26 protein-coding genes are annotated in these 20,925 nt (G+C 74.8%); 1 reads left to right on the plus strand and 25 read right to left on the minus strand.

All coding sequences use genetic code 11. The features are described 5' to 3' along the window. The 11 genes from B1205_RS21150 to hisD form a co-directional block, all read right to left on the minus strand. Positions 1-878: NADP-dependent oxidoreductase (locus tag B1205_RS21150; protein WP_089157369.1), on the minus strand; the 878-nt coding region annotated here is incomplete at its 3' end. Further along, on the minus strand, positions 875-1,300 hold the full coding sequence (locus tag B1205_RS21155; RefSeq protein WP_089157198.1) for an organic hydroperoxide resistance protein: 426 nt from the start codon (positions 1,298-1,300) through the stop codon (positions 875-877). The genes B1205_RS21150 and B1205_RS21155, both read right to left, overlap by 4 nt. A gap of 1 nt (position 1,301) precedes the next feature. Further along, a complete protein-coding gene (locus B1205_RS21160) occupies positions 1,302-1,748 on the minus strand; it encodes a MarR family winged helix-turn-helix transcriptional regulator (RefSeq protein ID WP_089157370.1) in 447 nt (148 codons plus the stop codon). 148 nt (positions 1,749-1,896) lie between these two features. Beyond that, positions 1,897-2,322, minus strand: coding sequence for a RidA family protein (locus B1205_RS21165; RefSeq protein ID WP_089157199.1), 426 nt, complete (start codon positions 2,320-2,322; stop codon positions 1,897-1,899). Then, positions 2,319-3,047, minus strand: coding sequence for a bifunctional 1-(5-phosphoribosyl)-5-((5-phosphoribosylamino)methylideneamino)imidazole-4-carboxamide isomerase/phosphoribosylanthranilate isomerase PriA (gene priA / locus B1205_RS21170; RefSeq protein WP_089157200.1), 729 nt, complete (start codon positions 3,045-3,047; stop codon positions 2,319-2,321). The genes B1205_RS21165 and priA overlap by 4 nt, the downstream gene beginning before the upstream one ends. A gap of 19 nt (positions 3,048-3,066) precedes the next feature. Continuing rightward, positions 3,067-3,387, minus strand: coding sequence for a hypothetical protein (locus tag B1205_RS21175; RefSeq protein WP_089157201.1), 321 nt, complete (start codon positions 3,385-3,387; stop codon positions 3,067-3,069). Next, entirely contained in the window at positions 3,380-4,006 is a 627-nt protein-coding gene (hisH, locus tag B1205_RS21180; protein WP_089157202.1) for an imidazole glycerol phosphate synthase subunit HisH, read from the minus strand. Before hisH ends, B1205_RS21175 begins: the two co-directional genes overlap by 8 nt. Beyond that, complete coding sequence (locus tag B1205_RS29950; protein ID WP_176308718.1) at positions 4,006-4,173, minus strand: hypothetical protein; 168 nt, start codon at positions 4,171-4,173, stop codon at positions 4,006-4,008. Before B1205_RS29950 ends, hisH begins: the two co-directional genes overlap by 1 nt. Before the next feature lie 120 nt (positions 4,174-4,293). Continuing rightward, the gene (gene hisB, locus B1205_RS21185; RefSeq protein WP_089157203.1) at positions 4,294-4,905 is read right to left on the minus strand and encodes an imidazoleglycerol-phosphate dehydratase HisB; all 612 of its coding nucleotides are present in this window, start codon (positions 4,903-4,905) and stop codon (positions 4,294-4,296) included. Further along, on the minus strand, positions 4,902-5,975 hold the full coding sequence (locus B1205_RS21190) for a histidinol-phosphate transaminase (protein WP_089157204.1): 1,074 nt from the start codon (positions 5,973-5,975) through the stop codon (positions 4,902-4,904). The genes hisB and B1205_RS21190 overlap by 4 nt, the downstream gene beginning before the upstream one ends. Next, the gene (gene hisD / locus B1205_RS21195; RefSeq protein WP_089157205.1) at positions 5,972-7,297 is read right to left on the minus strand and encodes a histidinol dehydrogenase; all 1,326 of its coding nucleotides are present in this window, start codon (positions 7,295-7,297) and stop codon (positions 5,972-5,974) included. Before hisD ends, B1205_RS21190 begins: the two co-directional genes overlap by 4 nt. 107 nt (positions 7,298-7,404) lie before the next feature. Here hisD and B1205_RS21200 point away from each other — a divergent pair, with 107 nt between their 5' ends. Next, positions 7,405-8,109: an LON peptidase substrate-binding domain-containing protein gene (locus B1205_RS21200; protein ID WP_089157206.1), complete on the plus strand. Its 705-nt coding sequence runs from the start codon at positions 7,405-7,407 to the stop codon at positions 8,107-8,109. Here B1205_RS21200 and B1205_RS32040 read toward each other — a convergent pair. The 14 genes from B1205_RS32040 to ftsZ all read right to left on the minus strand — a co-directional run bounded on the left by B1205_RS32040 (position 8,075) and on the right by ftsZ (position 20,847). Then, positions 8,075-8,926: a DUF2567 domain-containing protein gene (locus tag B1205_RS32040; protein WP_254910106.1), complete on the minus strand. Its 852-nt coding sequence runs from the start codon at positions 8,924-8,926 to the stop codon at positions 8,075-8,077. The genes B1205_RS21200 and B1205_RS32040 overlap by 35 nt on opposite strands. A gap of 434 nt (positions 8,927-9,360) precedes the next feature. Further along, a complete protein-coding gene (locus B1205_RS21215) occupies positions 9,361-10,944 on the minus strand; it encodes a MinD/ParA family ATP-binding protein (protein WP_089157208.1) in 1,584 nt (527 codons plus the stop codon). Between the two features lie 140 nt (positions 10,945-11,084). Then, entirely contained in the window at positions 11,085-11,939 is an 855-nt protein-coding gene (locus tag B1205_RS21220; protein WP_089157209.1) for a hypothetical protein, read from the minus strand. Between the two features lie 2 nt (positions 11,940-11,941). Beyond that, positions 11,942-12,886, minus strand: a complete 945-nt coding sequence (locus tag B1205_RS21225; protein WP_089157210.1) for an RluA family pseudouridine synthase — start codon at positions 12,884-12,886, stop codon at positions 11,942-11,944. After that, positions 12,883-13,485, minus strand: coding sequence for a signal peptidase II (lspA, locus tag B1205_RS21230; protein WP_089157371.1), 603 nt, complete (start codon positions 13,483-13,485; stop codon positions 12,883-12,885). The genes B1205_RS21225 and lspA overlap by 4 nt, the downstream gene beginning before the upstream one ends. 67 nt (positions 13,486-13,552) lie before the next feature. Continuing rightward, a complete protein-coding gene (locus B1205_RS21235; RefSeq protein ID WP_089157211.1) occupies positions 13,553-13,972 on the minus strand; it encodes a TraR/DksA family transcriptional regulator in 420 nt (139 codons plus the stop codon). A 223-nt stretch (positions 13,973-14,195) separates the two neighbouring features. Beyond that, the gene (locus tag B1205_RS21240) at positions 14,196-15,701 is read right to left on the minus strand and encodes a potassium/proton antiporter (RefSeq protein WP_089157212.1); all 1,506 of its coding nucleotides are present in this window, start codon (positions 15,699-15,701) and stop codon (positions 14,196-14,198) included. A 22-nt stretch (positions 15,702-15,723) separates the two neighbouring features. Beyond that, a complete protein-coding gene (locus B1205_RS21245) occupies positions 15,724-16,032 on the minus strand; it encodes a DUF167 domain-containing protein (RefSeq protein WP_089157213.1) in 309 nt (102 codons plus the stop codon). Positions 16,033-16,034: 2 nt separating this feature from the next. After that, positions 16,035-16,820, minus strand: coding sequence for a hypothetical protein (locus B1205_RS21250; protein ID WP_089157214.1), 786 nt, complete (start codon positions 16,818-16,820; stop codon positions 16,035-16,037). 72 nt (positions 16,821-16,892) lie between these two features. Continuing rightward, positions 16,893-17,699 carry a DivIVA domain-containing protein gene (locus B1205_RS21255; RefSeq protein ID WP_089157215.1) on the minus strand — a complete coding sequence of 269 codons (807 nt, stop codon included), beginning with the start codon at positions 17,697-17,699 and terminating at the stop codon, positions 16,893-16,895. A gap of 41 nt (positions 17,700-17,740) precedes the next feature. Further along, positions 17,741-18,046 (minus strand): YggT family protein, encoded by a 306-nt coding sequence (locus tag B1205_RS21260; RefSeq protein ID WP_089157216.1) that lies wholly within the window; start codon positions 18,044-18,046, stop codon positions 17,741-17,743. A 28-nt stretch (positions 18,047-18,074) separates the two neighbouring features. Then, complete coding sequence (locus B1205_RS21265) at positions 18,075-18,785, minus strand: cell division protein SepF (protein WP_089157217.1); 711 nt, start codon at positions 18,783-18,785, stop codon at positions 18,075-18,077. Between the two features lie 193 nt (positions 18,786-18,978). Further along, positions 18,979-19,725, minus strand: coding sequence for a YggS family pyridoxal phosphate-dependent enzyme (locus B1205_RS21270; protein ID WP_089157218.1), 747 nt, complete (start codon positions 19,723-19,725; stop codon positions 18,979-18,981). 9 nt (positions 19,726-19,734) lie between these two features. Continuing rightward, positions 19,735-20,847 carry a cell division protein FtsZ gene (ftsZ, locus tag B1205_RS21275; RefSeq protein WP_089157219.1) on the minus strand — a complete coding sequence of 371 codons (1,113 nt, stop codon included), beginning with the start codon at positions 20,845-20,847 and terminating at the stop codon, positions 19,735-19,737. Positions 20,848-20,925 lie beyond the last annotated feature (78 nt).

Here is a 20,925-nt window from a genome sequence, read left to right on the forward strand (position 1 = left end):
CCGGCCACCTCCTGGACGAACTGCTGGCGCAGGTGCTCGTGGTCGCTGACGAGGAAGCCGCGCAGCGTCAGCCGCTTGCCGATCACCATCGCCAGGTTGCGCGGGGCGGCCGGCGGCTCGGTGGCGTTGTACTGGCCGATCATGCCGCAGATGGCGGCCCGGCCGTGCAGGTTCATCGCCCCGATCGCGGCCTCCAGGTGGTCACCGCCGACGTTGTCGAAGTACACGTCGACGCCGTCCGGGGCGGCGGCCTTGAGCTGCTCGTACACCGGCGCGTCGTGGTAGTCGAAGGCGGCGTCGAGCCCGAGCGCGGTGAGCCGCTCGACCTTCGCCCGGGAGCCGGCGCTGCCGATCACCCGGCCGGCGCCGCGCAGCTTCGCGATCTGCCCCACCACGCTGCCCACCGCGCCGGCCGCGCCGGAGACGAAGACCGTCTCGCCCGGCTTGAAGGCGGCCACGTCGAGCAGCCCGGCGTACGCGGTCAGGCCGGGCATGCCGAGTACGCCCAGGTAGGCGCTGACCGGGGCGAGACCCGGGTCGACCTTACGCACGGCCGTGGCGTCCACGAGCGCGTACTCGCGCCAGCCGAGCCCGTGCAGGACGATGTCGCCGGGCGAGACGCCCCCGCCCTCGCCGGCCACCACCTCACCGACCGCGCCGCCGTCGAGCGGGACGTCCAGGGCGAACGGTGGCGCGTACGACTTGACGTCGTTCATCCGCCCGCGCATGTACGGGTCGACCGACATGAACTGGTTGCGGACCACGAGCTGACCCGGCCCCGGCGTCGGCACCTCGGTGGTGACCAGCCGGAAGTTGTCGGCGGTCGGCCAGCCCTGCGGGCGGGAGGCCAGGTGGACCTCCCGGTTGGCGCCGCTCATCGGGTTTCCCGGACGGTCAGGGTGACCTCGATGTTGCCCCGGGTCGCGTTCGAGTAGGGGCAGACCTGGTGGGCCGCGTCGACCAGTTGCTCGGCGGCCGAGCGCTCGACGGCGGGCAGGTCCACCACCAGCGTGACGGTCAGGCCGAAGCCACCGCTGCCGTTCGGGCCGATGCCCACCTCGGCCTCGACCACCGAGCCGGAGACGTCCGCCTTGGTCCGGCGGGCGACCGCGCGCAGCGCGGAGTGGAAGCAGGCCGCGTAGCCGGCGGCGAAGAGCTGCTCCGGGTTGGCCGCGCCGCCGGCACCACCCATCTCCTTCGGCACGGCGAGGTCCAGCTCGACGGTGCCGTCGGAGGTGCGGACGTGGCCGTCGCGACCGTCGCCGGTGGCCCGGGCGGACGCGGTGTAGAGCACCTGCATGTCACTGCTCCTTCTGTCGGTGGATCGTCTCGGTGACCCGGGTCAGGGTGTCGCGCAGGGCGACCAGTTCGGCCTCGGTGAGACCGGTGGCCACGGCCACCCGCATCGGCACCTCGTCCATCCGCTCCCGCAGGGCCCGACCCCGGGCGGTGAGGCGCACCTCGACCCGGCGCTCGTCGGCAGCCGAGCGGCTACGCGCCACCAGGCCGGCTGCCTCCAACCGCTTGAGCAGCGGGGAGAGCGTGCCGGAGTCGAGCCGCAGCCGCGCGCCGAGCGCGGAGACCGTGGGAGCCTCGTCCCCGCGTTCCCAGAGCACCAGCAGCACCAGATACTGCGGGTAGGTCAGGCCGTGCTCGTCGAGGATGGGCCGGTAGACGTCGGTCAGGGCACGCGACGCCGCGTAGAGGGCGAAGCACACCTGCCGACGCAGCACCAGATCATCACTCACCCACAAAACCATAGCGCCCAACCCAATTGTGCACAACTCATCGCCCCGCACCCCGCCGGTGGCCGTCGATCATGAAGTTGGCGGCAACGATCCGGACATCCGGCACCGTCAACTTCATGATCAACGGGGGCAGGCGGGGTGGGAGTGGTCAGGGGGTGGGGAGGTACGCCTCCAGCTCGATCTCGACCAGGTGCTCCGGGTCGACCAGGCCGGCCACCACCACCATGGTCGCGACCGGGCGCACCGCGCCGAACACGGCATTGTGCGCCCGGCCCACCTCGTCGACGTAGAGCCGGTCGGTCACGTACATCCGGGTGCGCACCACGTCGGTCGGGTGGGCGCCCACCTCGGCCAGCGCGTCCAGGCCGATCCGGATCGCCTGTGCGGTCTGCGCCGCCGCGTCCCCCGCGTGGGCCACCCGCCCGTCCACGGTGGACGTGCAACCGGCGGTGATCGCCAGGGCGCCGGCCCGGACCACCCGCGAGTAGCCGTAGACCGACTCCCAGGGGCCGCCCGAACCGAGCCGGGTCACCACCGCGTCGTCCGCCGGCGGCTCGCCCACCGCGACGGTCACGCGCCGGCCCGCAACGTGGCGAGCGCCTCCGCGACGGTGAACGCGCCGGCGTAGAGCGCCTTACCGGCGATCACGCCCTCCACCCCGACCGGCTCCAGCGTGGCCAGCGCCCGCAGGTCGTCCAGCGCGGAGACGCCACCGGAGGCGATCACCGGGGCGTCGGTGCGGGCACACACCTCGCGCAGCAGGTCCAGGTTGGGCCCGCGCATCGTGCCGTCCTTGGTGATGTCCGTGACGACGTACCGGGCCGCGCCCGCGGCGTCCAACCGGGCCAGCACCTCGTAGAGGTCACCGCCGTCGCGGGTCCAGCCACGCGCCGACAGGGTACGGCCGCGCACGTCCAGCCCGATCGCCACCCGGTCGCCGTACTCGCCGCAGATCCGGTCGCACCACTCGGGGTCCTCCAGCGCGGCGGTGCCGATGTTGACCCGGGCCGCCCCGGTGCCCAGCGCCGCCCGCAGCGACTCGTCGTCGCGGATGCCGCCGGACAACTCCACCTTGACGTCGAGCTTGCCGACCACCTCGGCGAGCAGCTCGGCGTTCGAGCCCCGCCCGAACGCGGCGTCCAGGTCGACCAGGTGGATCCACTCGGCGCCGTCGGACTGCCAGGCCAGGGCCGCCTCCAACGGGTCGCCGTACGCGGTCTCACTGCCGGCGGCGCCCTGCACGAGCCGGACGGCCTGGCCGTCGGCGACGTCCACGGCGGGCAACAGGGTGAGGCTCAAGCTTCTCTCCTCGCAATCCTCAACGACGGCCCAGCGCGATCACCACGATCGCCGGCAGGACCAGCAGCAACAACACGACCAACGCCAGACGCAGCGCGAGGTCGTCGACGAGATACCAGATGCCGGCCACCGCGACGGCGGTGAGCAGCACGATCGCCGCCCGCTCGCCGCGACTGCGCCGGCTGAGCCGACCGGTGCGACCCCGCCGCAACCGCGGCGTCAACCGGCGTACCCAGGCTCGGCGCCGCTGGCGGCGGGCCACCCGGCGGGTACGCGCGGCACGCTCCCGCTCCTGCTCGGCCTCACGGACCGCCCGGCGGCGGGCCCGCTCCTTACTCAAGTGTGCCGAGCCAGTTGCGCAGGAGCGCCGCGCCGGTCTCGGCCGACTTCTCCGGGTGGAACTGGGCGGCCGACAGCGCGCCCCGCTCCACCGCGGCGACGAAGTCCCCGCCGTGGTGCGCGGTGGTCACGGACGCCCCGGCGGCGGCCAGCGCCCCGGGATCGGTGACCCCGTAGGAGTGGACGAAGTAGAACCGGGCGTCGGCCGGCAGGCCGGCGAAGAGCACCGAGCCGTCCGGGGCGTGCACGGTGTTCCAGCCCATGTGCGGCAGCCGCGGCGCGGGCAGCCGGGTCACCCCGTCGGGCAGCAGCCCGAGCCCCTTGGTGACCACGCCGTGCTCCTCGCCGTGGCCGAAGAGCACCTGCATGCCCACGCAGATGCCGAGCACCGGCCGACCGGCGGCGACCCGCTCGGCGATGACCGGGCCGGCGCCCGACTCCTCGATCCCGGCCATGCACGCGGCGAACGCGCCGACGCCCGGCACCACCAGGCCGTCCGCGGCCGCGACGGCGGCCAGGTCGGCGGTCACCGTCACCTCGGCGCCGGCCCGCTCCAGCGCGCGCTCGGCCGACCGCAGGTTGCCCGAACCGTAGTCGAGCACCACCACCCGCCGGGACATCAGCTCTCCCCCGGCAGCAGCCAGAGCACACCACCGGCGGTGGCCAGCAGGGCCAGCAGACCGGTGACCACCACGGCAGCGCGGGCGGCGCCCTGCTTGTGCAGCGACCACGCCCCGCCGACCAGCACCCCGCCCAGGAGCAGCAGCAGCGTCGGCAACACCTTCATGAGCGGTGCCGCCCTTCAATCGCGACTGCGGGACTCCGCTGCGCTGCGTTCCTCGCGCTCATNAGAGCCGCCCTTCATTCGCGACTGCGGGACTCCGCTGCGCTGCGTTCCTCGCGCTCATTAGAGAGCGCCCTTCGTGGACGGCACCACGCCGGCGTTGCGCGGGTCGATCGCGGTGGCCTCGCGCAGCGCGCGGGAGACCGCCTTGAACTGGGCCTCGACCACATGGTGCGCGTCCGGGTGGCCGCCCGGCCGGGCCGCCCGCAGCACGTCGACGTGCAGCGTGACCCGGGCCGACTGGCCGAAGGACTCCCAGATGTGCCGGGTCATGCTGGTCGGATAGACCGGCCCGATGTACGGGGACAGCGCCGGCTCGTCGTGCACCACATAGGGCCGGCCGGAGAGGTCGACGGCGGCCCGCACCAGCACCTCGTCCATCGGGACGGTGGCCGAGCCGTACCGTCGGATGCCGGCCTTGTCGCCCAGCGCCCGGTCGAACGCCGCGCCCAGCGCGAGCGCGGTGTCCTCCATCGTGTGGTGCGCGTCGATCTCCAGGTCGCCGACGGTGTGCACGGTCAGGTCGAAGCCGCCGTGCCGGGCGATCTGGTTCAGCATGTGGTCGTAGAAGCCGACGCCGGTGGAGATGTCGGCCTTGCCGGTGCCGTCGAGGTCGATCTCGACCAGCACCTTGGTCTCGTTGGTGACCCGCTCGATCCGGGCGGTGCGGCTCATGACAACTGCTCCATTGCGGTGAGGAAGGCATCGGTCTCGGCCGGCGTACCGGCGGTCACCCGCAGCCAGCCGGGCAGGCCGACGTCGCGGACCAGCACCCCGGCGTCGAGCAGGGTACGCCAGGCGTCGCCCTGGTCCCCCTCGACGGCGAAGAGCACGAAGTTCGCGTCGCTGTCGGCCACCCGGTGCCCTCGGGTGCGCAGCTCGGCGACGATCCGGTCGCGCTGCTCCATGATCGCGGCGACGGTGCCGAGCAGCGCGTCCCGGTGGGCCAGCGCCGCGCGGGCGGCGGCCTGGGTGAGCGCGGAGAGGTGGTAGGGCAGGCGGACGAGCTGCACCGCCGCCACCACCGCCGGGTCGGCGGCCAGGTAGCCCAGCCGGCCGCCGGCGAACCCGAACGCCTTGCTCATGGTGCGGGTCACCACTAGCCGCGGGTGGCCGGGCAGCACGGCGAGCGCGCTGCGGGTGCCGGGCCGGGCGAACTCGGCGTACGCCTCGTCCACCACCACCATCCCGGGTGCCTCGTCGAGCACGGCGGCGACCACGGCCGGGTCGAGCGCGGTGCCGGTCGGGTTGTTCGGTGAGCAGAGGAAGACCACGTCCGGCCGGTGCGCCCGCACCTGGGCGACCGCGTCGGCGGCGGTGAGGCCGAAGTCGGCGCCCCGGACGCCCGGGACCCAGCCGGTGCCGGTGCCGAGCGCCAGCAGCGGGTGCATGGAGTACGCCGGGGTGAAGCCGAGCGCGGTGCGCCCCGGACCGCCGAACGCCTGGAGGAGCTGCTGCTGGATCTCGTTGGAGCCGTTGGCCGCCCACACGTGGTCGACGGTGAGCCCGTGCCCCAGGTAGGCGGCCAGGTCGGCGCGCAGCGCCACGGCGTCCCGGTCCGGGTAGCGGTTGAGGTCACGCAACTCGGCCGTGACGGCCTTGCCGATCGCCTCGACCACCGGCTCCGGCACCGGGTAGGAGTTCTCGTTGGTGTTCAACCGCACCGCCACGTCGAGCTGCGGTGCGCCGTACGGGCTGCGTCCCCGCAGGTCGTCGCGGATCGGCAGGTCGTCGAGGGTGGTCACGCGCCACCACCGCCGGGGAACCGGACGCTGACCGCCTGGCCGTGCGCCGGCAGGTCCTCCACGCCGGCCAGCGTGACCATGTGCGGGGCCACCTCGCGCAGCGCCTCCTGGGTGTATTCGACCAGGTGGACGCCGCGCAGGAAGGACTGCACGGACAGCCCGGACGAGTGCCGGGCGCAGCCACCGGTGGGCAGCACGTGGTTGGAGCCGGCGCAGTAGTCCCCGAGCGACACCGGCGACCAGGCGCCCACGAAGATCGCCCCGGCGTTGCGTACCCGCAGCGCCCACTCGCGGGCGTTTTCGGTCTGGATCTCCAGGTGCTCGGCCGCGTACGCGTCCACCACCCGCAGGCCCGCCGCCAGGTCGTCGACGAGGACCACCCCGCTCTGCTCGCCGCGCAGCGCGGTGCCGATCCGCTCGGCGTGCTTGGCGGCCGGCACCTGCCGGGCCAGCTCGGCGTCGACCGCGTCGGCCAGCTCGATCGACGGGGTGACCAGCACGCTCGCCGCGAGCGGGTCGTGCTCGGCCTGGCTGATCAGGTCGGCGGCGACGTGCGCCGGGTCGGCGGTGTGGTCGGCCAGGACGGCGATCTCGGTCGGGCCGGCCTCGGCGTCGATGCCGACCACGCCGCGCAGCAGCCGCTTGGCCGCGGTGACCCAGATGTTGCCCGGCCCGGTGATCATGTCGACCGGGTCGCACCGCTCGTCGCCGGCCGGGTCGACGGTCGCGCCGTACGCCAGCATCGCCACCGCCTGGGCGCCGCCGACGGCGTACACCTCGTCGACGCCGAGAAGCGCGCAGGCGGCGAGGACCCGGCGGTCGGGCAGGCCGTCGTTGTCCTTCTGCGGCGGGCTCGCCACCACCAGCGAGCGGACCCCGGCCGCCTGGGCGGGGACGACGTTCATCACCACGGTCGACGGGTACATGGCCAGGCCGCCGGGCACGTAGAGGCCGACCCGGTCGACCGGGACCCAGCGCTCGGTCACCGTGCCGCCGGGCACCACCTGAGTGGTGTGGTCGGTGCGGCGCTGGTCGGCGTGGACCCGGCGGGCCCGACTGATCGACTCCAGCAGCGCGGCGCGGACCTGCGGGTCCAGCTCGTCCTCGGCGGCGCGGATCACCTCGACCGGCACCCGCAGGCGCTCCGGCGAGACTCCGTCGAACCGCTCGCTGGCCTCCCGGATCGCCGGGTACCCATGCTCCCGGACCGCCTCGACGAGGCCACGGATGCGCTCGACCGCCACGGAGACGTCGAGCTGGGCACGGGGCAGCAGGCGGCGCGGGTCGCGTGCCCCGCCGCGCAGGTCGATCCGAGTCAGCACGCCTGCGAGTCTAGGCCGCCGCCGGGCGGACCGGCCGGGGCCGCCCGCACGCCGGGACGGTGAGCCGGGACACGCCGACCGGGCGCGATGGAGATACGCTCGATCACGTGAGCGCACGGCTGCCGGTGTTCCCGCTCGGGACCGTCCTCTTCCCCGGGCTGGTCCTTCCGCTGCACATCTTCGAGGAACGCTACCGAGATCTGGTGCGTCACCTGGTCGGGCTCCCCGAGGGCGCACCCCGCGAGTTCGGCGTGGTGGCGATCCGGGCCGGCTGGGAGGTCGCGCCGACCGGGCCGCCGGGGCGCTCCGGGCTGGCCGGCGGCGAGGTCACCCTGCACGAGGTCGGCTGCACCGCCGAGCTGCGGCAGGTGACCGAGCTGGCCGAGGGCGGGTTCGACATCGTCACGGTGGGCCGGCGACGGTTCCGCGTGGTCGACGTCGACGATGCCGCCGAGCCCTACCTGACCGCCGAGGTGGAGTGGCTGCCCGAGCCGGCCGGCGCGGACGAGGTCGCCGACGCGCTGGCGGCCCGGGTGATCGCGGTGTTCCGGCACTACCTCGGCCTGATCCGGCCGGACCAGGAGGAGATCTCCGAGCAGCTACCGGAGGATCCGACCGTGCTGTCGCACCTGGTCGCCGCGACCGCCGCGCTGACCGTCGCCGACCGGCAGCAGTTGCTCGCCATCGACGACACCCCCGGCCGGCTCCGCGCCGAGCTGCGCCTGCTCAACCGCGAGACGGCGCTGCTGCGTCAGGTCCGGGCGGTGCCGGTGCCGCTCAGCGAGCTGGCCGGTCTCCCGGCGCCGAACTGATCCCGGGCGGCTCGTCGCCGCCGGCGGCCGGCGGGGGCGGCGAGGCGCCACCGGGGTCCGGCGCGGCCGGCCCGTCCCCGCCGGAAACCGACGGAGACGGCCAGACCTCGGCGGAGCCCGGCGCGGTCCACTCGCCGCCGCTGGAGGGCAGGGACGGCCAGGCGCCGCCGCCCGTGCCCGGCGGAGGCGGCCAGGCGGCGCCGGGCTCCGGCTCCGGGCGCAGCGACGGCCACCGCGACCAGCCGGCCAGCAGCGTGTACGTGACGGCCGCGCCGAACGCCGCGAGCAGCAGGTTGCCGTGCGGCACGGGCAGCGGGCCGTACCAGTCGAGGCCGCCGGCGCGCAGGTCGGCGGGCTTGGTGAACGCCGCTCCCGGCGGGGCGGTGTCCAACAGCCGCTGGAACGTGGCCAGCCCGATCCGGCGGCCGACCTGCCAGGCCACCACGGCCGCGCCGAGGCCGCCCAGCGTCACCGCGAGCAGGCCCCCGGGGCCGCGCCGGCGACGCAGCAGCAGCCACAGGGCGACGGCGGCGAGCACCCCGAAGCCGAGCGTGAGGAGGCTGAACCAGCCGTCGGCCGCGATCGGCTGCTCCGGCTGCGGAACGGCGTAGACCGCACCGTCCGGCGTCTGCCGCACCGGCGTGGCCGGCGCTGCCCAGGCCCAGACCAGCCCCAACGGCGCGCCGAGCACGCTGAGCAGCGCCGCCAGGCCCAGCGCGGTCGCCACCGCCCGGCCGACCGCGCGCCGCCCGGGAAGCGCGACCCCGAACATCCCGCCCGCGCGCGGGTTCACCCCGGGCGCGGCGAGCGCCCCCACGCCCGCCGGGGCAAGCGGAGCCGCCCCCGCGGCGGCCGACGGGTTCGCGGCGGACGGGTTCGCGGCGGACGGGTTCGCGGCGGACGGGTTCGNCCGGCCGCGGCGAGCGGGTCCACGACCGGCGCGGCAATCGGATCCACGACCGGCGCGGCGAACGGATTCACGACCGGGGCGACGAGCGGGTCCGCGACCGGAGCGACGAGCGGGTCCGCGCCGGGCGCCGGGAACGGGGTGCCGGCGGACGCCGGCGGGCCGGCCGCTCCGGTGGGTGGTTGCCCGGCCGCCGGCCGGGCGCTGCCGGGCGGCGACACGTCGTGCGCCGGCCGGTCGGTCGGCCCGCCGGGACGCGCGTCGGCCCGCTCGGGCTCAGGGGTGTCCGGACTCACCCGGTGATCCTCTCAGGCCCGCGCCCGGCGTGGGGCGGTGGTGGGCGGTCAGCGCGCGAACGGCTCCAGCATCACCGCGGCCGCCTTGAGCCAGGCGTCGCGGGTCTCCGCCTGGAGCTGGTGGTACTCGATCGAGGAGCCGGTCTCCAGCGCCGGGTCGTAGGGCACCACGGCGACCGCCCGGGTGCGGGTGGCGAAGTGCCGTTCCAGGTCCTCCTGGAGGGAGGTGCGCCCCGGGGTGGGGCAGGAGATCAGCGTGACCGCGTTGTCGGCCAGCTCGCCCATGCCCACCTCGTGCAGCAGGTCGAGCATCCAGTCCGCGCTGAACGCGGCGTCCTCGCGGGGCACGGTGGTCACCACGAGCTGGTCGGCGGCCTGCATGACGGTCCGCCAGTTCGGGCTCTCCACGTTGTTGCCGGTGTCCACGCAGATCACGTCGTGGGTGCGGCGCAGCAGCTCCAGCACCCGCTTGACGGTGAACTGGTCGAGTCGCTGGGCGAAGCGGGGACTCTCCTCGCCGGCCAGCACGTCGTACGAGCCGTCGGAGGCGTGCCGCAGGTAGTCGTCGAGGTGGGACAGCAGCGTGTTGCCGTCAAGGATCTCGATCTGCGCCAGGTCGTGGATCAGGTGCCGGATGGTGCGGGCGTGCCGGGCGCTGCCGGCGCGCAGGCCGAGCGTGCCCCGCAGCTCGTTGTCGTCCCAGGCGAGCACGCCACGCCCGCGCACGCTGCCCACGGTGGCGGCGGCAAGCACCGTCGCGGTGGTCTTGTGCACCCCGCCCTTGGGATTGGCGAACGCGAGCACCCGGGGGGTGCCCAGCTCCCGGCGGAGCACCCCGGTCGCCCGCTCCAGTTCCGGGTCCGGCTCCGGGGCGCGCCACTGCGCCGGCGTCGGCTCGACCCGGCCCCCACGGGCCTCGACCGGCCGCCGGGGGGCGGGCACCACCGGCTCCGGCACGGGCGGCGTCACCGGCCGGTAGCGGCCCCGGTCGAGCAGGGCGTAGCGGGACTCCGCCGGAGGCGGTGCGGGTCGGTAGCCGCCGTCGAGCAGGGAGTAGCGCGGATCGACCGGGGCCTCGGCCCGCCCACGCGCCTCGGGCCGGGCCGGTTCGGCCCGCCAGGACGGCTCGGCCGGCGGCTCGGCGGGGTAGGACGGGTCGCCGCGCCAGGTCGGCTCGGCGCGGGGCTCCGGGGCGTAGGACGGCCCGGCCCGCCAGGTCGCCTCCGGCGCCGGCTCGGGGTCGGTGCGATAGGCCGGCTCGGGGTCCGTGCGGTACGCCGGTTCCGGGTCGGCGCGGTACGCAGGTTCCGCCCGGTACGCCGGTTCGCCGTCGTAGCGTGGGTCGGCGCGGAAGGCGGGGTCGACCCGGAACGTGGCCTCGGCCCGGTAGCCGGGCTCGGTGCCGTACGACCCGTCGGCGGCACGCCCGACGGCGGCGGCGCGGCCGCTCCACCCGGCGGCCTGACCGCGTCGGGGCAGCGGATCAGGGGGTGGCGCCGGGTGCTCCTCGGCACGCCGGTCGGCGTCGGGGTGTTCCGCGCCGCGACCGCCGAGCCGGGCCCGGTCGAGCAGCGCCCGCCACCGCGGTGCCGGCTCACCCTGCCGACCCCAGCCGGTCTCGCTGCCGTCCAAGGATTCGCCCTCCCCCAGCCCATCGATCTCCGCCTGACAGGCTACGAACGAAACCCTATTCGGACCACTCCCCGCGCCGCACATCGCCCGGCGGGTCCGTTCACCGGGGCGATCGCGCCGGGACCGCGCGGCGGGGTGTCTCAGGAGGTGGGAGTGGGGGTGGGTGGCCCGGACCCGGCGACCGGCGGGCGGCCGGCCGGTGAAGGTCCGCTCACCGTCGGTGCGGCTTCCGACGAATCGCCCATTCCGCTACCCGGGACCGGGCCGGTGTCGGTCGGCGGCCGGGCCACGTCACGCTGCTCCGGCAGCGGCGGGGTGAACACGGTGCGGTCCAGTCGGACCACCTCCGGTGCCGGGTCCACCACCCGCACGCCGGGGCGGCCGGCGAGGGCACGCAGCGTGTCCGGGGCCCCTCGCACCACGGCGGCGTAGACGCAGGCGCACCCGGCCCGGTAGCCGGCCGCCTCTCGGGACGCGACGGCGGCGCCGTCGTCGTACCCCCGGCGCAGCTCGGGATCGGCGGTGGCCGCCGGGGCGATGGCCCGGGCCCGGTAGTCGGCCGCCTCCCGGTCCTTGCGGTCGGCGACCGCCGCCATCGCGCCGGTCACGTCCTCGGGCAGGCGCCGGGCGGCGATCCGGACGATCTCGGTCTGCCGGTCCGGCAGCGGCACCCGCGCGAGCACCGCCGAGACCGGCACGCCGGCCAGCACGGCCGCCACCCGGTCGGGCGCGAGGTAGGCCGCGAACGCGACCAGGGCGTAGCCGTCGGGCGCGTCCAGCCGGGCGAGTTCGTCACCGGCCGCCCGCAGGTACGGCGGGACCGGCGCGCCGTCGGCCACCCCCACCCGGGTCACCTCGCCGACCGTGCGGTCGCCCACCGGCCGGTCCCGCCGGTGCGCGACGGCGACCACCAGCACCACCAGCGCGCAGCCGAGGGCGAGCCAGGTCAGCGCGGCGGAACGGGACCGGCCGGGCGGCGCGGCGTCGTCGGTCACGGTCAGTCGCGCAGGATCTCCAGCGCCCGGGCCAGGTCGTCCGGGTACTCGCTGACGAACGTGACCTCGTCCCCGGTGCCGGGATGCCGGAAGCTCAACGAGCGGGCGTGCAACCACTGCCGGGACAGCCCGAGCCGGGCCGACAGGGTCGGGTCGGCGCCGTAGGTCAGGTCGCCCACGCAGGGGTGCCGCAGGGTCGACAGGTGCACCCGGATCTGGTGCGTACGCCCGGTCTCCAGCCGCACGTCGAGCAGGCTGGCCGAGGGGAACGCCTCCAGCGTGTCGTAGTGGGTGATGCTCGGCTTGCCGCCGGAAACCACCGCCCACCGGTAGTCGTGGTGCGGGTGCCGGTCGATCGGCGCGTCGATGGTGCCGCGCAGCGGGTCGGGGTGGCCCTGCACCACGGCGTGGTAGCGCTTCTCCACCTCGCGGACCTTGAAGGCCCGCTTCAACGCGGTGTACGCCCGCTCGCTCTTGGCCACCACCATCACCCCGGTGGTGCCGACGTCGAGCCGGTGCACCACACCCTGCCGCTCGGCGGCCCCGCTGGTGGAGATCCGGTGACCGATGCCGGCCAGCCCACCGATCACGGTCGGGCCGGTCCAGCCGGGGCTCGGGTGCGCCGCCACCCCGACCGGCTTGTCGACCACCACGATGTCGTCGTCGGCATGCACCACGGTCAGGCCGGGCACCGCCTGCGGGATCACGGTCGGCGGGGCGGCCGGCGCGGGCAGCGTGACCTCCAGCCAGGCACCGGCCTTCACCTTGTGCGAGTTGGCCCGGACCACGCCGTCGACGAGCGCGTCCCCGGCGTCCACCAGCGCCGCCGCGGCGGTGCGGGACAACCCGAACAGCCGGGACACGGCCTGGTCCAGCCGCATGCCGTCGAGCCCGTCCGGGACCGGCAGGGACCGGTGGTCGCCGCCGGTGGCGTACGCGGTGGTCACGCGCGCTCCTTCTGGTCGGCCGGGACGTCGTCGCCGGCGGTGTCGGAGGCGGCCCGGGAGCCGTCGCGCTGCCGGCCGGTCAGCTCCAGGAAGACCGCCAGCACCACGCCGCAGACCAGCGAGCTGTCGGCCAGGTTGAACACCGGCCAGACCTGACCGTACGGGTCGAACAGGCTGATCATGTCGACCACGTGCCCGACGAAGTGCCCCGGCGCCCGGAAGATCCGGTCGGTGAGGTTGCCCAGCGCCCCGCCCAGCACCAGGCCCAGCGACACCGCCCAGGGCAGGGAGCGCAGCCGCAGCGCCATCCAGGCGATCCACCCGATCACGCCCAGGGTGATCAGGGGGAAGACCCAGGTGTGGTCGGAGCCGATGCTCCAGGCGGCGCCGCTGTTGCGGGTGAGGGTGAGGTAGACGGCGCCGCCGAGCAGCGACACCGGCTCCCGGCCGGTCAGCTCGGCGAGCGCGAGCTGCTTCGTGCCCAGGTCCGCGAGGAGCGAGGCCAGGGACACGCCCAGCAGCAGGCCGACCGCCCTGCGGCGGGGCGTGCCGGCGTCCGGGACGGTGGTGTCGGACCCGGCGGGCGGTGCTGCGGTCATCTGCTCCCCATCGACGCTCGCGACGGTGGCGGTCACCGTCTGCCGTTCGGCCGCCGGGGAACGGACGTCAGCGCCGCTCCTCCAGCTGCTTGCAGCTCACGCAGAGGGTGGCCGACGGGAACGCGGCGAGCCGCTCCACCGGGATCGGGTTGCCGCACCGCTCGCACCAGCCGTAGCCACCCTCGTCGAGGCGCTCCAGGGCGCGCTCGACCTGCGTGATCCGCTCCTTGATGCTGTTGGCGAGTGAGATCTCCTGCTCGCGCTCGAACGTCTTGGTGCCGGTGTCGGCCTGGTCGTCCCCGGCCGAGTCGGTCAGCCGGTCGCGCTGCAGCTCGGTGATCTCGCTCAACGTCTGATCGTACTCGGCGGTCAGCTCGTCCCGCCGGGCCGCCAACGCGGCCCGGATCTTCTCGGTCTCCGCCGCGCTGCGGGTGGCCTTCGCCACCGGCTTACGGCCGGCGGTCCGGGTCTCGGCTGGCTTCGCCATCGTCAGCTCCCTCAGCCGCGTGGGCGCGGCGGTCAGCGGTGCGTGGGCAGGGGCCATCGGCGCCGGCGTCCCCCGCGTACGGAACGGGCGCACGGCGACCCGCCGCACACTCCGGAGGTTGGCAAGAATACGGAACGTACAGGCGTCCGACAACGTGCCGCACCGTGGTCCCGATATTCCGCCCCGCACTGCCATCAATCGGGGCAAAGGGAACGCTAGCAGATCAGCCCGTGCGATCCTCCCCGTACTCCCCAAACCACCGGGCCAACCGGCCCCGCCGGCTCACCGCGCGCAGCCGGCGCTCCGCCTCGTCCCGCACCCCGGCGGTGGCCACGATGAGCAGGCTGTCCCCCACCTTGAGCCGGGTGTCCGGGCCGGGCACGAAGCCGACCCCGTCCCGCAGCACCAGCGTGACCGCGGCCCCCACCGGCAGCCGCAGCTCGTCGACGTGCACCCCGGCCAGGCGGGAGCCCGACGGCACCTCCACCTGGAGCAGGTCCGCCCGCATCCGCTCCAGCGGCGCGGTCTCCAGCAGGATCTCGCTCGCCTCCGCCGGTGCGGTCACCCCCAGCCGGCGGGCGGCCGGGGCCAGCGTGCCGGCCTGGAGCAACGTGAAGATCACCACCAGCACGAACACCGCGTCGAAGAGTTGGTCCGCGCCCGGCACCCGCAGCGAGAGCGGAATGGTGGCCAGCACGATCGGCACCGCACCGCGCAACCCGGCCCAGGAGAGGAAGAGCTGCTCCCGCCCGGAGACCCGGAACGGCAGCGCCGAGACCGCCACCGACAGCGGCCGGGCGAACAGCAACAGGGCCAACCCGGTGATCACCGCCGGCAGCACCGCATCGCCGAGCCGACCCGGCGAGACCAGCAGACCGAGCAGCACGAACAGGCCGATCTGGGCCAGCCAGGCCAACCCGTCGGCGAAGCCGAGGATCGCCTGCCGGTGCGGCAGACGGGAATTGCCGAGCAGCACCCCGGCCACGTAGACGGCCAGGAAGCCCGAGGCGTGCAGCGCCGACCCGGCCGCGTACGCCAGCACGGTGAAGCCGACGACCGCGATCGGGTAGAGGCCAGCCGACGGCAACGCGGCGCGGCGCAGCGCGTACCGCCCGGCCAGGCCCGCGCCCACCCCCACCGCGGCGCCGGCACCCAACTCGTAGCCGAGCAGCAGCACCTCGTACCACCAGGGGTGGGCCTCCTCCACCCCGGCCCGGGACAGCAGCAGCACCAGGAGGACCACCGGGGCGTCGTTCATCCCGGACTCGGCCTCCAGCGTGGCCACCAGGCGCGGCGGCAGACGCAACCGGCGCAGGGTGGCGAACACGGCCGCGGCGTCGGTGGAGGAGAGCACCGCGCCGTAGAGCAGCGCCAGCCGCCAGTCCAGGCCCAGCAGCAAATGCACCACCAGGCCGACCGCCGCGATGCTGACCACCACGCCGACGGTGGAGAGCACGGCGGCCAGCCCGAGCACCGGCCGCAGCGTGCTCCACCGGGCGCTCAGGCCCCCCTCGGCGATGATCACGATGAGCGCGCAGAAGCCGAGCACCCGGGTCAGCTCGACGTCGTCGAAGCGGATGCCCAGCCCGGCCTCGCCGATGAGCACCCCGAGCGCCAGGTAGACCAGCAGGCTGGGCACGCCGAGCCGGGTGGAGAACCGCACCGCGCCCACCGCGACCAGCAGGACGGCCGCGCCCACCAGCAGCGCGAGGTTCAGCCCCGGGGTCATCGTCGACCGGCCCGCCGGATCCTCATCCGACGCTGCCGTCGCGCAGCCGACGCAGCACCTCGGGCAGCCCGGCGGCCGGACGCTCGACCAGGAAGAGCTTGTCCCGGCTGGCGGCGCCCGCACGCAGCGACACCGCCGCCGGCCGGACCCCGAGCGCGTCGGCCAGCGCCCGCCGGGCGGCCTCGGTGGCCCGGCCGTCCACCGCCGGCGGGTGCACGGCGACGACCAGGGCGGGGCCGAGCGGCCCGTCGAACCGGCCGCCCACCCGGGTACGGGCCGCGCCCGGCTTCACGCGCACCGCGACGGTGAGCGGAGTGTCCGCGATCGCCATGGTCAGCGCGGCCGGGCTTCGGTGAGCAGGGTGGTGGCGGCGGCGCAGTGGGCACAGGGGGTGAACCCGAGCCCGACCGCCTCGGCCACCGGCAGCGACTCGTCGGTCCGACCCACCAGGTGGGGGCAGTCGGGCAGGTGGAACCGGGGTTGGCCGTCGACCACCCGGACCTCGTCGGGGAGCCGCACCAGCCGGGCGACCTGCCCGGCGGTGAGGAACTCGGCCGAGGGTTCCCCGTCGAACGGACCACCCGCCGCGGGCGAGGTGGGCTCGGACGCTTCCGCCGCGGCGGGGGCGTCGCGCGGCGCCGGCGGCGAGTACGGCTCACCGCCCGGCGGGTACGCGCCGGCCACCGGCGCGTCCGCGTCGAAGCGCGGGTCGTCGAAGGGCCGGTCGTCGTGACGCGGGCCGTCATAGGGCCGGTCGTCGAAGGGCCGCTCGTCGTGGGGCGGGTCGTCGAAGGGCGGGTCGTCCGGCTCGGTCACCGGCGACCCGGGCGGTTGCCGCCACCCGGGTCCACCGGCACCGGCCGTGGACGTGTGGTGCGGGACCGGGCTCATCGGCTCGTCCGGAAACGGGCCGGTGGGTGCGGTCCGGGGACGCGGCTCGGCCGCCCGGTGCGCCTGGGCCCGCGTGGCGGCCGCCTGGCGGGCGAACGCGACGAAGGCGACGGCGGACAGGAGGCTGGCCGCGATCGAGACGATCAGCAGCGGGCTGGAGCCACCGACCAGCCCGACCACCAGCAGGACGACCGCGACGAGGATGAGCAGGATGCTGGCGGCTATCACAGCTCACCCCCGGCCGCGTCGTGTCGGTCTGGGCGGTCGGTGGCCGTCACCGGGACGGCCACCGACCAGGGATCAGCGGCCGGACTCGAGCGAGCCGGCGCGGCCACCGCCGTAGGAGCCGGCGAGACCGGCGGCGGCGAGGCCGTTGTTGCCGCCGGCGGCGCGGGTGCCCTCGGAGCGGTTCATCTCGACCTCGAGGCCCTGGCCGCGACCGTCGAGGTCACGGAGCTGGCTCTCCAGGTACGCCTTGAGGCGGGTGCGGTACTCCCGCTCGAACTGCTTGAGCTCCTCGATGTGCTTCTGCAGCGCGGTGCGCTTGGCGTCCAGGCCGCCCATGGCCTCCTGGTGCCGCTGCCGGGCGTCCCGCTCCAGGGCGTCGGCCTTGGCCCGCGCCTCGCGGGTGACCTCCTCGGCCTTGGAACGGGCCTCGGAGAGCAGGCTGTCGGCCTCGCGCCGGGCGTCGGAGACGTGGTCGTCGGCGGTGCGCTGGGCCATCATCAGCACCCGCAGCGCCTGCTGCTCGCCGTCCCCGGTCACGCCGGCCGGTCCACCCTGGGCACGGACCTGCTCCAGCTCGGCCTGCATCGCCCGGGCCGCCTGCTCGGCGGCCGCCTTGTCGCGCTGCACCCGGTCGAGCTGGGTCTTGACGTCGTTGAGCTCCGCCGCGAGGCGGGCGTCGCCGCCGGGGCCGGCGGGAGCGCCACCCCGACCGCCGCGCTCCACCTGGGCGCGCAGCTCGTTGTTCTCCTCGATCAGACGGGCCAGCTCGCGCTCGACCTCGTCCAGGAAGGCGTCGACCTCCTCCTCGTCATACCCCCGCTTGCCGATCGGCGGCTTTTTGAAGGCGACGTTGTGAACGTCGGCCGGGGTCAGCGGCATCGAAACTCCTCGGGTCAGTTGCGGCCGCGAAAGCGCGCTGGTCAGGCGAACGCCAGGATCAGGCGCTGTAACACGAACTCCATCAGCACGAACAGGATAACCAGGAGCACAAGGGAGGCCAGGTCGATGCTCACGGTACCAATTCGCAGAGGTGGGATCACACGCCTCAACGCTCGCAGGGGCGGATCAGTGACGCTCCACACGACTTCCAGTCCGGCCGATGCGCCCCGTCCCGGCTGCCAGCGACGGCCGTAGGCCAGCACCGCCCCGAGGACGAATCGAGCCAACAGGACAAGCAGGAAGAAGTACAGCAGCAGGTAGAGCACCTGGAACAGGATCGACAACACGGCAGGCGACGTCCCTCGGTCGTGCGGGCTAGCTCAGGCTGAAAAAGCCGCCCTCAGCGATCTTGGCCTTGTCCTCCGCGGTGACCTGGACGTTGGCCGGTGAGAGCAGGAACACCCGGTTGGTCACGCGCTCGATCGTACCGCGCAGGCCAAACGCGAGCCCGGCGGCGAAGTCGACCAGTCGGCGGGCGTCCGCCTCGTCCATCTCGGTGAGGTTGATGATCACCGGCACCCCGTCCCGGAAGTGCTCGCCGATGGTCCGCGCCTCGCGGTAGGTCGTCGGGTGCAGCGTGGTGATCTGGTAGCGCTGCTCGTCCTCCGGGGCCACCGCCCGCTCACGCGGCTGGGCCTGCGGCGCGAGGGCGAGATTGTCCCGGGTGTGGTAGGCCAACGCACCGGTGCTCTCGCCGGCGCCGGACCGGGTGATCGACCGGACACTGGCCCGGTCGGCGCGCTCGGTGCGCTCGGGACGTTCTGGGCGCTCCGCCTCGGACCGGTCGGTGTCGACCCCGCGGCTCGCGGCGCGCTCGGTCAGCCGGCCACGGTCGCCGACCCGGCTCCTGGGCGTCGGCGGCTCGTCGGACTCCTCGTCGTCGTCGGCGAACTCCTCGGCGTACCGGCTCGACCGGTAGCGCGAGTCCCGGTAGCTGCTCTTGTCGTAGCCGCCGTCCTCGTACGCCCGCTCGTCGTCCTCCTCGACGAGACCGAGCCAGACCCCCGCCTTGCGCAGTGCACCCATCCCCGCGCCCTTCCGTCCGCCATGCGGCACGCGCCCCCGTGCCGTGTCGCTTGATCACGAGTGGACGATCATGCCCACCGGACCGGATCGGCAATCCCCTGGTGAGCGGTTCGCGGTCCGCCCGCCACGGCCCCCGGCTACGGGAACGCCGTCCTGAACAACACTGATGTAATTTGCTTCCGTCGGGGTCAGGCTACCCCAGCGTGGGACGCATGCCGAGCAACGCGCTGCCGACGCGGACATGTGTCGCGCCATGAGCGACGGCGCTCTCCAGGTCGCCACTCATCCCCGCCGACAGCAGCGACGCGCCCGGATGGTCGGCCCGCAGCCGCGCCGCGACCTCGGCCAGCCGGGCGAACGCGCGGTCCGGCTCCCAGCCCAGCGGCGCCACCGCCATCAGGCCGGCCAACCGCAGCCCGCGCGCGCCGGCCACCGCCGCGGCCACCGGATCGAGCCCCCGCTCCGGGTCGGCCGCGCCCGGCAACGCCCCACCCCGGGCCGGGTCGCCGTCGACGCTCACCTGCACCAGCACGTCCAACGGCCGGTCCCGGGCACCGGAGGCCGCGGCGTCCAGCGCGGCGGCCAGCCGGGCGCTGTCCACCGACTGGACCACGTCGGCGTACCGGATGACCGAGCGGGCCTTGTTGCGCTGCAACTGGCCGATGAAGTGCCAGCGCGGCGCGGCCCCGGCGGCGGCCACCGCCGCCGCCTTCGGCGCCGCCTCCTGGTCACGGTTCTCGCCCACGTCGGCCACGCCGAGCCCGGCCAACGCGAGCACGTCGGCCGCCGGATACGTCTTGGTGACCGCGACCAGGGTGACCTCGTCCCGGCCGCGACCGGCCGCCGCGCAGGCGTCGGCGATGCGGGCCCGGATCCGGGCCAGGCCGGCCGCGAGTTCGGCGCGACGCTCGGGTCGCACCGCGAGGGGTGAATCCGTCATCGGCGCGGCTCAGGACCCGTTCTTGAGGAAGTCGGGCACGTCGACGTCGTCGAAGAGCACCCGGCGCGTCGGCTGCTGGGGTGCCGGCATGGTGGGCGGGCTCACCGGCGTGTTCGGCTGGGTGGGTGGGTTCTGGTTGCTCTTGCGCGGCGGCTCGACCGCCTTGTACGCCGGCGTGCCGCCGTCGAAGCCGGCCGCGATCACGGTCACCCGCACCTCGTCGCCGAGCGCGTCGTCGATGACCGCCCCGAAGATGATGTTGGCGTCCGGGTGGGCCGCGTCGGTGACCAGCTGCGCCGCGTCGTTGATCTCGAACAGGCCGAGGTCCGAGCCGCCGGCGATGGAGAGCAGCACGCCCCGCGCGCCGTCCATGCTCTGCTCCAGCAGCGGGCTGGAGATGGCCGCCTCGGCCGCCTCGACGGCGCGGTTCTCGCCCCGCGCGCTGCCGATGCCCATGAGCGCGCTGCCGGCGCCGCTCATCACGCTCTTCACGTCGGCGAAGTCCAGGTTGATCAGGCCCGGCGTGGTGATCAGGTCGGTGATGCCCTGGACACCGGAGAGCAACACCTGGTCGGCGGTGCGGAAGGCGTCCATCATCGAGATGTTGCGGTCACCGAGGGCGAGCAGCCGGTCGTTCGGGATCACGATCAGGGTGTCGCACTGGTTGCGCAGCTCCTCGATGCCGGCCTCGGCCTGCACCTGCCGGCGCTTGCCCTCGAACGAGAAGGGCCGGGTGACCACGCCGATGGTGAGCGCGCCGAGCTTACGGGCGATGTTCGCCACGACGGGCGCGCCACCGGTGCCGGTGCCGCCGCCCTCACCGCAGGTGACGAAGACCATGTCGGCGCCCTTGAGCACCTCCTCGATCTCGTCGCGGTGGTCCTCGGCGGCGTTCTTGCCAACGTCCGGGTTGGCGCCGGCGCCCAGCCCCCGGGTCAGTTCCCGCCCGACGTCGAGCTTGACGTCGGCGTCGCTCATCAGCAGCGCCTGCGCGTCGGTGTTGATCGCGATGAACTCGACGCCCTTGAGCCCAACCTCGATCATCCGGTTGACGGCGTTCACGCCGCCGCCCCCGATGCCGACGACCTTGATGACCGCCAGGTAGTTGTGCGGAGGTGTCATCTCCGGTCCTTTCCCTTCGAGATTGGCATGGGCCGACCCCACACGGCTTGGCCGGACCAGCGGCGGAGCATCACCCCG

It is taken from the genome of Micromonospora sp. NBS 11-29, assembly GCF_002140155.1.
Classification (GTDB): domain Bacteria; phylum Actinomycetota; class Actinomycetes; order Mycobacteriales; family Micromonosporaceae; genus Micromonospora.

Excerpts from the sequence above, each read along its gene's own strand:
- B1205_RS21155 (WP_089157198.1), bottom strand. The coding sequence starts at position 1,300 with ATGCAGGTGCTCTACACCGCGTCCGCCCGGGCCACCGGCGACGGTCGC.
- hisH (WP_089157202.1), bottom strand. The coding sequence starts at position 4,006 with ATGTCCCGGCGGGTGGTGGTGCTCGACTACGGTTCGGGCAACCTGCGG.
- B1205_RS29950 (WP_176308718.1), bottom strand. The coding sequence starts at position 4,173 with ATGAAGGTGTTGCCGACGCTGCTGCTGCTCCTGGGCGGGGTGCTGGTC.
- hisB (WP_089157203.1), bottom strand. The coding sequence starts at position 4,905 with ATGAGCCGCACCGCCCGGATCGAGCGGGTCACCAACGAGACCAAGGTG.
- lspA (WP_089157371.1), bottom strand. The coding sequence starts at position 13,485 with ATGACCGCAGCACCGCCCGCCGGGTCCGACACCACCGTCCCGGACGCC.
- B1205_RS21235 (WP_089157211.1), bottom strand. The coding sequence starts at position 13,972 with ATGGCGAAGCCAGCCGAGACCCGGACCGCCGGCCGTAAGCCGGTGGCG.
- B1205_RS21240 (WP_089157212.1), bottom strand. The coding sequence starts at position 15,701 with ATGACCCCGGGGCTGAACCTCGCGCTGCTGGTGGGCGCGGCCGTCCTG.
- B1205_RS21245 (WP_089157213.1), bottom strand. The coding sequence starts at position 16,032 with ATGGCGATCGCGGACACTCCGCTCACCGTCGCGGTGCGCGTGAAGCCG.
- B1205_RS21255 (WP_089157215.1), bottom strand. The coding sequence starts at position 17,699 with ATGCCGCTGACCCCGGCCGACGTTCACAACGTCGCCTTCAAAAAGCCG.
- B1205_RS21265 (WP_089157217.1), bottom strand. The coding sequence starts at position 18,785 with ATGGGTGCACTGCGCAAGGCGGGGGTCTGGCTCGGTCTCGTCGAGGAG.
- B1205_RS21270 (WP_089157218.1), bottom strand. The coding sequence starts at position 19,725 with ATGACGGATTCACCCCTCGCGGTGCGACCCGAGCGTCGCGCCGAACTC.
- ftsZ (WP_089157219.1), bottom strand. The coding sequence starts at position 20,847 with ATGACACCTCCGCACAACTACCTGGCGGTCATCAAGGTCGTCGGCATC.